Origin of the sequence: Streptomyces sp. NK15101 (genome assembly GCF_020400725.1) — a bacterium.
In the GTDB taxonomy this organism is placed as follows: Bacteria; Actinomycetota; Actinomycetes; order Streptomycetales; family Streptomycetaceae; genus Streptomyces.
Window position 1 is genome coordinate 1 of sequence record NZ_JAINVG010000134.1, and the last position, 12,179, is coordinate 12,179.

A 12,179-nucleotide genomic window follows, 5' to 3' on the forward strand; every position below is an offset into this window, starting at 1 on the left:
CGCGCATCGCCGCCGTGACCGGCACGCTCTCCCCGCAGCAGCGCCTCGAACGGATCGAGTCACCAACAAGGTCCGCACCCGCGCCGAACAGCTCCTGGAGTCCACCGACGGCGCCGACGGCCCGTCCCGGCAGGCGGCCGCCGCCCGCGCCGAGGCCCTGGTCCAGATGCTGGAGTCCCGCGCATCGGAGGCGAGCGAGAAGCTCGGCCGGCTCCGCGGCGAGGCCGAGCGCCTGGCCCCCGAGGACGGCGAGGCACACACCGAGCTGCCCGAGGAGCTGGTGCCCGCCGACGCCGAGCGGGCCCAGGCCCTGCTCCGTACCGCGACCACCGAGCTCGCCGCCCGCACCGACGCCCTGGAGGCGGCACGGGCCGCCCACGCCGGACTGCTCCGGGACCACCGGGCCGCCGAGGACGCGGCCGGCGGCTTCGACGAGACGGCCGCCCTGCTGCGCGACCTGCTCCGCGACCACGCGGACGAGGAGCGGGAGGAGACCGAGCCGTACCCGGGCAGCCTGGAGGAGGCCCGCACCACGGCCGCCGAGGCGCGCCGCGCCCTGCGCGCCTGCACCGCCGAGCTGTCCGCCGCCGACGCCGCCGTGCGCGAGGCGAGCGACATCCTCGTCCGGCACGCCAACTCCACCCGCTACGAGCAGGTCCGCACCCCCGCCCGCCAGCAGATACGCGAACTGCCGGCCTCCGCGCTGCCCGAGCACGCCGCCAAGTGGGCCGAGGCCTTCGCGCCCCGGCTGCGGGTCCTCACCGACGAGCTGGAGCAGCTGGAGCGCAACCGGGACTCGATCGTGGACCGGCTGCGAGGCCTGGTGGAGTCCTCGCTCGCGACGCTCCGCTCCGCGCAGCGGCTCTCCCGGCTCCCCGAGGGCCTCGGCGAGTGGTCGGGCCAGGAGTTCCTGCGGATCCGCTTCGAGGAGCCCGACCAGGCCACGCTCGCCGAGCGGCTCGGCGAGGTCGTCGACGAGGCGACCCGCGCCGCCGTCAAGAAGAACTCCGACCTGCGGCGCGACGGCATGTCCCTGCTCCTCAGGGGCGTCCAGGCGGCGCTCGAACCCAGGGGCGTCTCGGTCGAGATCCTCAAGCCGGACGCGGTGCTGCGCGCCGAGCGGGTCCCCGTCGGGCAGATGGGCGACGTCTTCTCCGGCGGCCAGCTGCTCACCGCGGCCATCGCCCTGTACTGCACGATGGCGGCGCTCCGTTCCAACGACCGGGGCCGCGACAAGCACCGGCACGCGGGCACGCTGTTCCTCGACAACCCGATCGGCCGCGCCAACGCCACGTACCTCCTGGAGCTCCAGCGGGCCGTGTCGGACGCGCTGGGCGTCCAGCTCCTCTACACGACGGGCCTGTTCGACACGACCGCGCTCGCCGAGTTCCCGCTGGTGATCCGGCTGCGCAACGACGCGGACCTGCGGGCCGGACTGAAGTACATCAGCGTGGAGGAGCACCTGCGCCCCGGGCTGCCGCAGCCGGCCGCGGAGGGGGAGACGATCCACGGCGAGATCACGGCGACGCGGATGTTCCGCCGCCACCAGTCCGACGACGCGGCCCCGGCGGACGAGGCGTAGTCCCCGGTCGTACGAGGCATCCCGGCCGTAGGAGGCCCGGTCCCCGGTCGTACGACGGCGAGCGGCCCGGCCCCCAGCAGGGGGCCGGGCCGCTCGCCGTTGCTCAGACCGCTTCGGCGCCGCTCACGCCGCTTCGGACAGCGGTGCCGTCTCCGTCCGGCCCTCGCCGCGCCGCGCCCGGATCGGCGGACGGGCGGTGCTGCTCGGCTCCGACACCACGCCGTTGCGCTGACGCCACACCTGACGGGTGATCCAGATGTCGAGCACGCTCCAGGTGGCCACGACCGTCGACGCCACCGCGGTGACCGTCACCGGAAACGCCAGCCACGCGCCCGAGACCGTACAGAAGAAGGCCACCACGGCCTGGATGAGTGCCACCGACGTGATCATCACGGCCCGCACGGCGGCGTTGCGCACCGGGTCGGGCATCCGCCGTCGGCCCCGCTCCTCCTCCACCCACAACCGCCGCGCCGACCGCGCCTCGTGTTCCATTGTCCCGTCACTCCCCACCACTGAACGACTGCAGGGACGGCTGCCCGTCTTGAGCGCCTTTACACGGACAGAACCCTCCCCGTACCCATTGACGCACGAGAGAGCGAAAAGGTTTCGCCCGGGTGGGGTGAACGAGGCCCGCGGACCGGCGGAACGAACAGTTCCAGCCATCCGCGCAGGCCGGAGAAATGGCACACCATCAGGTGTCCTACACCACAGTGGCCAATCTCAACTCCATTAATACCAGGACATCTCATGATCAAGACTCACTCGACAGGCTGAAAATCGCTCGGACACGCCTTCGGGATGGCCGTGATGCAGTAGTAGGCTCGCGCCGCCGTTTGTTGAAATTCAAGGTTGACGCCGCGTGTTGACGCCGGCGGTCACGAACGTGAAGGGCCTCCGTGGCGCAACGGGGGCCGAGCTGGGGGAGGCCATGCGCTTTCGCGGGAAGTCCATCCGCAGGAAGATCGTGGCGTTGCTGCTCGTACCGCTCGTCTCCCTCACCGGCCTGTGGGGGTTCGCAACGGTCCTGACGGGCCGCGAGGCCGACCAGCTCCTCGACGTCGGCTACATCGTCGACAAGGTCGGCTACCCCCTGGAGGACACCGCCCGGGTCATCCAGATCGAACGCCGGCAGTCGCTCATCTACCTCGCCGACCCCCGCGGCTCCGACGCCCTCGCCTCCCTGCGCGAGACCCGCCGCGCCACCGACCGGCAGATCGCCCGCATCCGCGCCAACGCCGCCGACCCCGGCGTCCGCGACGAGATGAGGCCCGTCACCACCCAGCGGCTCAACTCCCTCCTCGACGCGCTCGACGGCCTCGCCTCGCTGCGCCGCTCCGTCGAGAACCGCGGCATCGGCCGCATGCAGGCCCTCGAGTTCTACAACCGGCTCGTCGACCCCTGCTACAGCTTCCTCATCAGCCTCCACGCCCTCGAGAACGTGGAGATGGACAAGCAGGGCCGCGCCCTCGTCGGCATCACGCGCGCGCGGGAGCTGCTCTCCCGCGAGGACGCCCTCGTCCTCTCCGCGCTCGTCGCCGACCGCGTCACCTCCGAGGAGATCCGCGCGATATCCGACCTCGTCGCCAACCGCGTGGCGTTCTACGAGGTCAACCTCGAACTCCTGCCCGCCGCCGAGCGCGAGCACTTCGAGAAGTACTGGCGCAGCCCCGACACCCAGACGCTGCGCACCGCCGAGAACGCGATCGTCGAAGAGGGCCCCACCGACAACCCCCGCGCCGTCACCGCCGAGCGCTGGCAGGACCAGGCGAGCCCCGTCCTCGACGACCTCGCCCGCGAGAACACCGCCGCCGGTGACCGCTACCAGGACCGCGTCCAGCCCGCCGCGTACAGCGTCCTCCTCAAGGTCGGCGTCGCCGGCGTCCTCGGCTTCCTCGCCCTGCTCGCCTCGATCGTCATCTCCGTCCGCGTCGGCCGCGAACTCGTCCGCGACCTGAGCCGCCTGCAGAAGGAGGCCCAGGAGGTCTCCGGCGTCCGGCTGCCCAGCGTGATGCGCCGCCTCGCCGCCGGCGAGCAGGTCGACGTCGGGACCGAGGTGCCCCACCTGAAGTACGGGGAGGACGAGGTCGGCCAGGTCGGCCAGGCCCTCAACACCCTCCAGCGCGCCGCCGTCGAGGCCGCCGTCAAGCAGGCGGAACTGCGCCGCGGCGTCTCCGAGGTGTTCGTCAACCTCGCCCGCCGCAACCAGGTCCTGCTCCACCGTCAACTGACCCTCCTCGACACCATGGAGCGGCGCACGGAGGACACCGACGAGCTGGCCGACCTCTTCCGCCTCGACCACCTCACCACCCGCATGCGCCGGCACGCCGAGGGCCTCGTCATCCTGTCCGGCGCCGCCCCCTCCCGCCAGTGGCGCAAGCCCGTCCAGCTCATGGACGTGGTCCGCGCGGCCGTCGCCGAGGTCGAGGACTACGAGCGGATCGAAGTGCGCCGCCTGCCCCGCATCGGCGTGGGCGGCCCCGCCGTCGCGGACCTCACCCACCTCATCGCCGAACTCCTCGAGAACGCCACGGTGTACTCGCCCCCGCACACCGCCGTCCAGGTCCTCGGTGAGCGGGTCGCCAACGGCTTCACCCTGGAGATCCACGACCGCGGCCTCGGCATGAACCCCGACGCCCTGCTCGACGCCAACCTCCGGCTCGCCGAGACCCCCGAGTTCGAGCTCTCGGACACCGACCGGCTCGGCCTCTTCGTCGTCAGCCGGCTCGCCCAGCGCCAGAACGTCCGGGTCTCCCTCCAGACCTCCCCGTACGGCGGGACCACCGCGGTCGTCTTCATCCCGGCCGCGCTGCTCACCGACGCGCCCGAGACCCAGGGCGCCGGATTCCGGCTCGACCGCAAGGCCCTGGAACACCCGGCGCGGACCGACGACGTGTCCGTCGACGGCGGCGCGCTGCCCACCCGCAGGCCGGCCCTCACCAAGGTGCCCGACGTGACCGAGGCCCCCGGACCGCTGAACGGCCCCGTCGAGCTGGAGGCACCGCTCGGCGCCGAGGACTTCGACGTCCTCCTCGACCGGTCCGCGGACCTCCTCGACAGCGACAGCGAGCGCGGCGGCCTCTTCCGGCCCCGTGACCGGCGCCGCACCGGACTCGCGCCCGCCGGCGAGCAGCACGAGCAGGTCCCGGACCGGACGACGGGCCGCGGCGAGCAGGACGCGCCCGCCGACGACACGCTCCGCGGGCCCGTGCCGCTGCCGCGCCGCCGCACCCCGACGCTCGTCGTGGACCACGGCCGCCGCCTCGACGAGCCGGACGGCGCCCACGCCGAGACCGACCGCGCGCACCCGCAGCCGGGCCGCGCCCACGCCAAGACCGAGCGCACCCAGCCGCGGCCGGACCGCGCGCATCCGCAGGAGCACCGGACGGACTTCCCGCAGGACGACCGGCGCGGAGTCCGGGCGGGACACCCGCACGGCGACGGGCGGGCCGTCCTGCCGGGCCCGGGCGCCGGTCCCGTCCTCGTCCCCGTACCGCCGGAGGGACCCGTGCCGCCGGAGAGCCCGGAGCCGTTCGGCGGCCTGCCCCGCCGCGTCCGCCAGGCCAGCCTCGCGCCCCAGCTGCGCGAGGCCGAGGGCCCGGCCGGCCGTGGCGCGGGAAGCCGCTCCGACGCCGGCACGGGCACCGGAGCGCGGGCCGAAGGGCCCGACTCCTTCGAGCGCGACGCCGAGGAGGTACGCGCCCGCATGGCCGCCATGCAGCGTGGCTGGCAGCGCGGACGGCGGGACACCACAGAGCCGGACGACCCGACAGCACCAGGAACGACACCCGAGGGGGACGGTCGATGACCGCACCGAACGCCGCAGCACCCAGCACGACCTCCGGACACGGACACGGAAACGGCGAGCTGAACTGGCTCCTCGACGAGCTCGTCCAGCGCGTCGGGTCCATCCGCAAGGCCCTGGTGCTCTCCAGCGACGGACTTCCCACCGGTGCCTCCCAGGAGCTGACCCGGGAGGACGGCGAGCACCTGGCCGCCGTGGCCTCCGGCTTCCACAGCCTGGCCAAGGGCGTCGGCCGCCACTTCGAGGCGGGCAAGGTCCGCCAGACGGTCGTCGAGCTGGAGGACGCCTTCCTCTTCGTCACGGCCGCCGGCGACGGCAGCTGCCTCGCGGTGCTCGCGGACGCCGACTCGGACGTCGGTCAGATCGCCTACGAGATGACGCTGATGGTGAAGCGGGTCGGGGCCCACCTCGCGACGGCCCCCCGGACCGGCCTGCCCTCGGGGGGGTGAGTGGGACGGCATGAGTGACGAAGCCGAGCACAGCCGGCGGGAACGGGGCCGGACCCCCGGCCCCCACCACTGGTTCGACGACGAGGCCGGGCCGGTGGTCCGTCCGTACGCGATGACCCGCGGCCGGACGAGCGCCGCCACCCGCCACCGGCTCGACCTGATCGCGCTGGTCGTTCCCGAACCCGCCGCCGACGACCCCGGCCGGGACCAGACGCTCTCCCCGGAACACGTGGAGATCGTCGAACGCTGCTCCGAGCAGCCCCAGTCGATCGCCGAGCTCGCCGCCGGACTCGACCTCCCCGTCGGGGTGGTCCGGGTCCTCGTCGGCGACCTCGTCGAGGACGAACTCGTCCATGTGACCCGCCCCGTTCCGCCGGCCGAGCTGCCGGACGTGAGCATCCTTCGCGAGGTGATCAATGGCCTTCGGGCGCTCTAGCCGCACCAAGCCGTACGTCGAGCCGGTGACCCTGAAGATCCTCGTCGCGGGCGGGTTCGGGGTCGGCAAGACGACGCTGGTGGGCTCGGTCAGCGAGATCAGGCCCCTGCGGACCGAGGAGATCCTCAGCGAGGCGGGGCGGCCCGTCGACGACCTGCACGGCGTCGAGACCAAGACGACCACCACGGTCGCCATGGACTTCGGCCGGATCACCCTCCGCGAGGACCTCGTCCTCTACCTCTTCGGCACCCCGGGCCAGGACCGCTTCTGGTTCCTGTGGGACGAGCTGGCCCAGGGGGCCCTGGGCGCGGTCGTCCTCGCGGACACCCGCCGTCTGGAGGACAGCTTCGCCGCCATCGACTACTTCGAGCGGCGCGGCATCCCGTTCACGGTGGCGGTCAACTGCTTCGAGGGCGCCCAGCGGTTCCCGGCGGAGAGCGTGCGCGGCGCGCTCGACCTGGACCCCGAGGTGGAACTCCTGATGTGCGACGCCCGGGACCGCGAGTCCGTGAAGAACGTCCTCGTGGCGGTCGTCCAGCACGCCCTGGTCCTCGCGGACCGCAGCCCCGCCGCCGTCACGAGCTGACGGCGGGGGCACCCGGCGCACCACCGGCCCCGCGGGGCCCGGTCCGGTCGGCTCAGCGCACCGCCACCACCGCGGAACCGTGCCCGAACAGGCCCTGGTTCGCGGTGATGCCGGCCCGCGCCCCCGGCACCTGCCGGTCGCCCGCCGTGCCGCGCAGCTGCCACGTCAGCTCGCAGACCTGCGCGATCGCCTGGGCGGGCACGGCCTCCCCGAAGGAGCCGAGACCGCCGCTGGTGTTGACCGGCAGGCGCCCGCCGAGGGCCGTGGCGCCCTCGTGCAGCAGCTTGGCGCCCTCGCCCGGCGGGCAGAGCCCGATGTCCTCGTACCACTCCAGTTCCAGGGCGGTGGACAGGTCGTACACCTCCGCGAGGGACAGGTCCCCGGGCCCGATCCCCGCCTCCTCGTAGGCGGCGCGGGCGATCGAGGCGCGGAAGGCGTGCGGGGCGGGGGAGACGGCCGCAGCCGAGTCGGTCGCGATGTCGGGGAGGTCGAGCACCGCCTTGGGGTACGTGGGGGAGACGGTGGACACCGCCCGGATCCGGACCGGCTCGGGGTGCCCGTGCCGGCGCGCGAACTCCATGCCCGACAACACGAGCGCGGCCCCGCCGTCCGAGGTGGCGCAGATGTCGAGGAGCCGCAGCGGATCGGCGACGACGGCGGAGGCCGCGACCTCCTCGGCGGTCACCCGCTTGCGGTAGCGGGCCAGCGGATTGAGCGCGCCGGCCGCCGCGTTCTTCACCTTCACCCGGGCGAAGTCCTCGGCCGTGTCGCCGTACAGCGCCATCCTGCGGCGCGCGTAGAGCGCGAAGTACGCCGGATTGGTCGCCCCGAGCACCCGGAACCGCAGCCAGTCCGGGTCGCCGGGCCGCTCGCCGCCGGCCGGGGCGAGGAACCCCTTCGGCGTCGAGTCCGCCCCGACGACCAGGACCACGTCCGCGAGCCCCGCCAGGATCTGGGCCCGGGCGGTGCCGATGGCCTGGGCGCCCGAGGCGCAGGCCGCGTACACGCTGGTGACCCGCGCCCCCTGCCAGCCGAGGGCCTGCGCGAAGGTCGCCCCCGCCACGTATCCCGGGTATCCGCACCGCATGGTGTCGGCGCCGACGACCGAGCCGATGTCGGACCACCGCAGACCGGCGTCGGCGAGCGCGGCGCGGGCGGCGGCCGTCCCGTACGAGACGAAGCTCCGCCCCCATTTGCCCCAGGGATGCATCCCGGCCCCGAGCACGGCGATGTCGTTCACGACCGCCCCTCCCGCCGCCCCTCGGCCACCGGCCGCCAGTTCCAGGTGGTCCAGGTGTGCCGCTCGTCCTCGTTCAGGACGCCCGGCACCACCTCCACCTCGGTCCCGACGGCGAGGTCGGCCGTCGTCACACCGGGCGCCGCCTGTCCGAGGACCACCATCGCCTCGGCCGCGAGCTCGACGGCGACGAGGGTGTACGGCTCCCAGGGCGCGTCCGGGTCGGAGACGTACGGGGCGGGCGGACGGTACCGGCCGTCGGTGTAGGACCAGACCCGGCCGCGCGGCGAGAGCGGGACCTCTGTCAGCTCGCCGCCGCCCGGGCAGCCGGGGTTGCGGCACCAGTCGTCCTCGCGGGGGAAGAAGACCGACGCGCAGGCCGTGCAGCGGGTGCCGAGCAGCCGGAACTCCGCCTCCGGCACGGTGTCGTCGGTGAACCACCCGGCCACCACCGGTCTGCGCGTCCGTGCCATCGGGACCTCCCGCGATCTGACGAAGCGTCAGAAGTCTGCCACGGGAGACCGGCACTGAGAAGGCTCAGTGCCCGGCCACCGACCTCCGCGCCACGGGGAAGTCGAAGAACGTGTCCGGGAACGGCTCCGGCTTGAAGGTGAAGTGCCACCACTCCTCGGGCAGGTTCACGAACCCCTGCTCGGCGAGCACGCCCCTGAGCAGCTGCCGGTTGGCCCGCTGCGCGCCCTGGATCCGAGGGTCGTCGGTGTGCGAGCGCGTGTCGAAGCAGTCGTACCCGGTCCCCATGTCCACCGAGTTGTCCGGGAACCGCTCCGCCTGCGGCGCCCAGCACTCCACCAGCTCCTCACCCGGCACGTACGCGCGCGTGGGCGCCGCCGGCAGCCGCACGATCGTGAGGTCCACCGTCGAGCCCCGGCTGTGACCGGACTTCTCCGCGATGTAGCCGTCCGCGAACAGCCTCGACTTGTCGACGAGCGGATAGAACTCCTTCTTCATCCGCTCGTCCTCCAGGTCCTTCGCCCAGCGCACGAAGTGGTCCACCGCCCGCTGCGGCCGGTAGCAGTCGTACACCTTCAGCGTGTACCCCCGGGCGAGCAGCCGGAGTTGCGCGCGGTGCAGCGCCTCGGCCGCCGGACGGGTCAGGACGCACAGCGGTTGCCGGTAGCCGTCCACCGGTTCGCCGACGAAGTTGTGCTCGGTCGTGTAGCGCATCTCCTGGAGGATCGTCCGGTCCACGGAGCTCAGGGCCACGAACTCCCGCGGCGCCTTGGGCTCCGGCGCGGCCGAGGCCGGTGGAGCGGGCGCGGCGACGGCTCCGGTGACGGCGAGCAGCCCGGCCGCGGCCGTGACGGCGAGGGTACAGAGAGCGGTTGCGAGTCCAGTCATGCGCACCGTCTACCAGTTCCGGCAGCGCGGGGAAAGGGCGATCGCGTACGGTCGGGCCGTGAAGGACACCCCGGGAAGGACGCCCCCTGTGAAGGACGCCCCTGTGAAGGACGCCCACTGCTCCGCCTGCGGCGCCGCCCACCTCCCCGACGCCGGCTGGCCCCGCAGCTGCCCGGCCTGCGGCCACACCGCCTACCGCAATCCGCTGCCCGTCGCCGTCGCCCTCCTCCCCGTCACCGGCGCGACGGGAACGGGCCTCGTCGTCGTCACCCGCACCATCGAACCCGCGCGGGGCGGGGTCGCGCTGCCCGGCGGCTTCATCGACCACGGCGAGGACTGGCGCGCCGCCGTCGCCCGCGAACTGCGCGAGGAGACCGGCATCCCCGCCTCAGCCGAGGAGGTCCGCCTCGTCGACGCGCTGAGCTCCCCGGCCGGCCACCTCCTCCTCTTCGGCCTCCTCCCGCCCCGCCCGGCCGCACAGCTCCCGCCGTCGGTCCCGACGGACGAGACGAGCGGCCACCATGTGCTCACGGAACCAGAGGAGCTGGCCTTTCCGCTTCACACGGAGGCGGTGCGGAAGTGGTTCGGCGGCGCTTACGGGTGACTGGATGTCGGCTGCTGGATCCAATCTCCAATATTCGGCTACTGGATATTGGAGCCGGCTAACTGGATCCACCTACTTGGATCCGCCCATCGCCCAGGGGATCCACCCTCCTCACAACCCCCGCACCACCACCGGCAGCCCCGGCTCCTCCACCCCGTCGTCCGTGACGCGCTCCACCACCACCCGGCCGTCCGCGAGCCGCGACTGGTACCGCTCGATCGAGGCCGGCTCCCAGCCGTCCCCGGTGTCCCGCACGACGAGGCCGCCGCCGGTCCGCCCCGCGGCGGGCGCCCACACTTCCAGGACGAGCTCGCCCCCCTCGCCCCGCACGGGCAGCACGGCCCCCGCCCGGGCCAGGACCGGCACCCGGGAGAGCGGCGCGTCGAGCAGCACCTGCCCGGGACCCTCGTGCGCCCGCCCCGTCGCCGTGTCGTACCAGCATCCGCGCGGCAGCCGCACCGCCCGCCGGTCCGCGCCCCGCGTCAGCACCGGCGCCACGAGCAGCGAGTCGCCGAGCAGGAACGCGTCCTCGCAGTCGCGCAGCGCCCGGTCCTCGGGCGTCCCCCACCACACGGGCCGGACGTACGGCGCGCCCGTCATCCGGGCCAGCCGGGCCAGCGTCGTGAAGTACGGCCGCAGCCGCTCCCGTTCGGCCAGCGCCACGCGCACGTGCTCCAGGACCTCGGGGCCGAACTCCCACGGCTCCCGCCGCCCCGCGTCGATCGCCGCGTGCGTACGGAAGAAGGGGAGCCACGCGCCCAGCTGGTACCAGCGCAGGAACAGCTCCGGCGACGGACTGCCGTCGAAACCGCCCACGTCCGGCCCCGAGTAGGGCACCCCGCACAGCCCCAGGCCCAGGACGAGGGCGAGCGAGGCCCGCAGCCCCGGCCACCCCGTCGACACGTCGCCGGACCACGTGCCCCCGTACCGCTGCATGCCCGCCCAGCCGGAGCGCGAGAAGAGGAAGGGCCGCTCGTCGGGGCGCAGCCGGCGCAGCCCCTCGTACCCCGCCCGGGCCATCGCGAGCCCGTACACGTTGTGCGCCTCCCGGTGGTCGCCGCCCCGGCCCTCCAGCGCGTGCCGCGCCGAGCGGGGCAGCGTCGGGTCGCCGAAGGGGACGAAGGACACCGGCTCGTTCATGTCGTGCCACACCCCCGCGAAGCCCTGCCGGAGGCGCTCCTCGTACAGACCGCCCCACCACTCCCGTACCGCGGGGTCCGTGAAGTCCGGGTAGGCGCACTCGCCTGGCCACACCACCCCGCGCACCTCCAGGCCGCGCGCGTCCTTGACGAAGGCGTCCACCGCCGCCCCGCCGTCGTACACCGGATCGCCGGGTTCGGCCTTCACCGCCGGATCCACGATCGACACCAGGCGCACGCCCTGCTCCCGCAGCTCCTCCGCGAGCCCCGGCAGATCGGGGAACCGCTCCCGGTCGACCGTGAACACCCGGTGTCCGTCGTAATGGTCGATGTCCAGGTGCAAGGCCGACAGCGGCAGCCCCCGCTCCCGGTACCCGGCCACCACCCGCCGCACCTCCCGCGCGCTGCCGAAGCCCCAGCGGGCGTGCTGCGGCCCGAGCGCCCAGGACGGCGGCAGCGCGGGCGCGCCCGTCAGCGCCGCCCAGCCGTGCAGTACGCGCGCGGGGGTGCCGACGACCACCCAGCAGCGCAGCGGCCCGCCCGTCATCCGCACCTCGCTGGTCCCCGGCCGGTCGTGCCCGGAGCCCGCCCCCTCCTCGCCCTCGGCCAGGACGACCCGGCCGTCCCAGGAGTTGTCGTGGAACGCCAGGTGCGTACCGGCGTCCGAGACCACGAACTGGACGGGCATGGTCAGGTAGAGCGGATCGTCCCCGGGGTCGAAACCCCTCTGGGGGTCGGTGTTCCACAGCCGGTACGAGCCGTCCCGCAGGCGCGGCCCCGCGGCCCGCCCGCCGAGCCCGAAGAACCGGGCGTCGGCCGGCACCTCGCTGCGCTGCACCCACCGCCCGCCCCCCGACACCACCGGCCCGGCACCGTCGCCCGCCGCGGCCCCGGCGCCGTCGCCCGCCACGGGATCCCACCAGCGCGGCGGCAGGTCCCGGGGTGAACACGGACACCGTTAAGCCCATCCGCCGCGCGCTGGTCA

At 74.0% G+C, this 12,179-nt stretch carries 10 protein-coding genes and 1 pseudogene; 6 read left to right on the forward strand and 5 right to left on the reverse strand.

Going from position 1 to position 12,179, the window contains the following annotated elements; genetic code table 11:
- Nucleotides 1-1,582 (forward strand): annotated as a pseudogene (locus K7G60_RS36505) (hypothetical protein); the annotation flags it as partial.
- A gap of 123 nt (nucleotides 1,583-1,705) precedes the next feature.
- On the opposite strand, the gene K7G60_RS36510 reads toward K7G60_RS36505, so the two are convergent.
- A complete protein-coding gene (locus K7G60_RS36510) occupies nucleotides 1,706-2,074 on the reverse strand; it encodes a hypothetical protein (RefSeq protein ID WP_225805267.1) in 369 nt (122 codons plus the stop codon).
- Between the two features lie 436 nt (nucleotides 2,075-2,510).
- Between K7G60_RS36510 and K7G60_RS36515 the strand changes: the two genes are divergently transcribed.
- The 4 genes from K7G60_RS36515 to K7G60_RS36530 are packed head-to-tail and all read left to right on the forward strand — an operon-like array spanning nucleotide 2,511 to nucleotide 6,855.
- Nucleotides 2,511-5,387 carry a nitrate- and nitrite sensing domain-containing protein gene (locus K7G60_RS36515; RefSeq protein WP_225805268.1) on the forward strand — a complete coding sequence of 959 codons (2,877 nt, stop codon included), beginning with the start codon at nucleotides 2,511-2,513 and terminating at the stop codon, nucleotides 5,385-5,387.
- The gene (locus K7G60_RS36520; RefSeq protein ID WP_225805269.1) at nucleotides 5,384-5,833 is read left to right on the forward strand and encodes a roadblock/LC7 domain-containing protein; all 450 of its coding nucleotides are present in this window, start codon (nucleotides 5,384-5,386) and stop codon (nucleotides 5,831-5,833) included. The genes K7G60_RS36515 and K7G60_RS36520 overlap by 4 nt, the downstream gene beginning before the upstream one ends.
- A gap of 10 nt (nucleotides 5,834-5,843) precedes the next feature.
- Nucleotides 5,844-6,269 (forward strand): DUF742 domain-containing protein, encoded by a 426-nt coding sequence (locus tag K7G60_RS36525; protein ID WP_225805270.1) that lies wholly within the window; start codon nucleotides 5,844-5,846, stop codon nucleotides 6,267-6,269.
- Complete coding sequence (locus K7G60_RS36530; RefSeq protein WP_225805271.1) at nucleotides 6,250-6,855, forward strand: ATP/GTP-binding protein; 606 nt, start codon at nucleotides 6,250-6,252, stop codon at nucleotides 6,853-6,855. The genes K7G60_RS36525 and K7G60_RS36530 overlap by 20 nt, the downstream gene beginning before the upstream one ends.
- Before the next feature lie 52 nt (nucleotides 6,856-6,907).
- Here the strand turns inward: K7G60_RS36530 and K7G60_RS36535 are convergent, their stop codons facing one another.
- The 3 genes from K7G60_RS36535 to K7G60_RS36545 all read right to left on the reverse strand — a co-directional run bounded on the left by K7G60_RS36535 (nucleotide 6,908) and on the right by K7G60_RS36545 (nucleotide 9,451).
- A complete protein-coding gene (locus tag K7G60_RS36535; protein WP_263986713.1) occupies nucleotides 6,908-8,065 on the reverse strand; it encodes a lipid-transfer protein in 1,158 nt (385 codons plus the stop codon).
- A 26-nt stretch (nucleotides 8,066-8,091) separates the two neighbouring features.
- On the reverse strand, nucleotides 8,092-8,565 hold the full coding sequence (locus K7G60_RS36540) for a Zn-ribbon domain-containing OB-fold protein (protein WP_225805273.1): 474 nt from the start codon (nucleotides 8,563-8,565) through the stop codon (nucleotides 8,092-8,094).
- Nucleotides 8,566-8,629: 64 nt separating this feature from the next.
- Nucleotides 8,630-9,451, reverse strand: coding sequence for a M15 family metallopeptidase (locus tag K7G60_RS36545; protein ID WP_225805274.1), 822 nt, complete (start codon nucleotides 9,449-9,451; stop codon nucleotides 8,630-8,632).
- Between K7G60_RS36545 and K7G60_RS36550 the strand changes: the two genes are divergently transcribed.
- Nucleotides 9,450-10,055 carry an NUDIX domain-containing protein gene (locus K7G60_RS36550; RefSeq protein WP_263986712.1) on the forward strand — a complete coding sequence of 202 codons (606 nt, stop codon included), beginning with the start codon at nucleotides 9,450-9,452 and terminating at the stop codon, nucleotides 10,053-10,055. The two genes, K7G60_RS36545 and K7G60_RS36550, sit on opposite strands and share 2 nt — an antisense overlap.
- Before the next feature lie 111 nt (nucleotides 10,056-10,166).
- Here K7G60_RS36550 and K7G60_RS36555 read toward each other — a convergent pair whose 3' ends face one another.
- Nucleotides 10,167-12,104: a glycoside hydrolase family 31 protein gene (locus K7G60_RS36555; RefSeq protein WP_374115735.1), complete on the reverse strand. Its 1,938-nt coding sequence runs from the start codon at nucleotides 12,102-12,104 to the stop codon at nucleotides 10,167-10,169.
- Nucleotides 12,105-12,179: the final 75 nt, after the last annotated feature.

Excerpts from the sequence above, each read along its gene's own strand:
- K7G60_RS36510 (WP_225805267.1), bottom strand. The coding sequence starts at position 2,074 with ATGGAACACGAGGCGCGGTCGGCGCGGCGGTTGTGGGTGGAGGAGGAG.
- K7G60_RS36515 (WP_225805268.1), top strand. The coding sequence starts at position 2,511 with ATGCGCTTTCGCGGGAAGTCCATCCGCAGGAAGATCGTGGCGTTGCTG.
- K7G60_RS36520 (WP_225805269.1), top strand. The coding sequence starts at position 5,384 with ATGACCGCACCGAACGCCGCAGCACCCAGCACGACCTCCGGACACGGA.
- K7G60_RS36525 (WP_225805270.1), top strand. The coding sequence starts at position 5,844 with ATGAGTGACGAAGCCGAGCACAGCCGGCGGGAACGGGGCCGGACCCCC.
- K7G60_RS36530 (WP_225805271.1), top strand. The coding sequence starts at position 6,250 with ATGGCCTTCGGGCGCTCTAGCCGCACCAAGCCGTACGTCGAGCCGGTG.
- K7G60_RS36535 (WP_263986713.1), bottom strand. The coding sequence starts at position 8,065 with ATGCATCCCTGGGGCAAATGGGGGCGGAGCTTCGTCTCGTACGGGACG.
- K7G60_RS36540 (WP_225805273.1), bottom strand. The coding sequence starts at position 8,565 with ATGGCACGGACGCGCAGACCGGTGGTGGCCGGGTGGTTCACCGACGAC.
- K7G60_RS36550 (WP_263986712.1), top strand. The coding sequence starts at position 9,450 with ATGCGCACCGTCTACCAGTTCCGGCAGCGCGGGGAAAGGGCGATCGCG.
- K7G60_RS36545 (WP_225805274.1), bottom strand. The coding sequence starts at position 9,451 with ATGACTGGACTCGCAACCGCTCTCTGTACCCTCGCCGTCACGGCCGCG.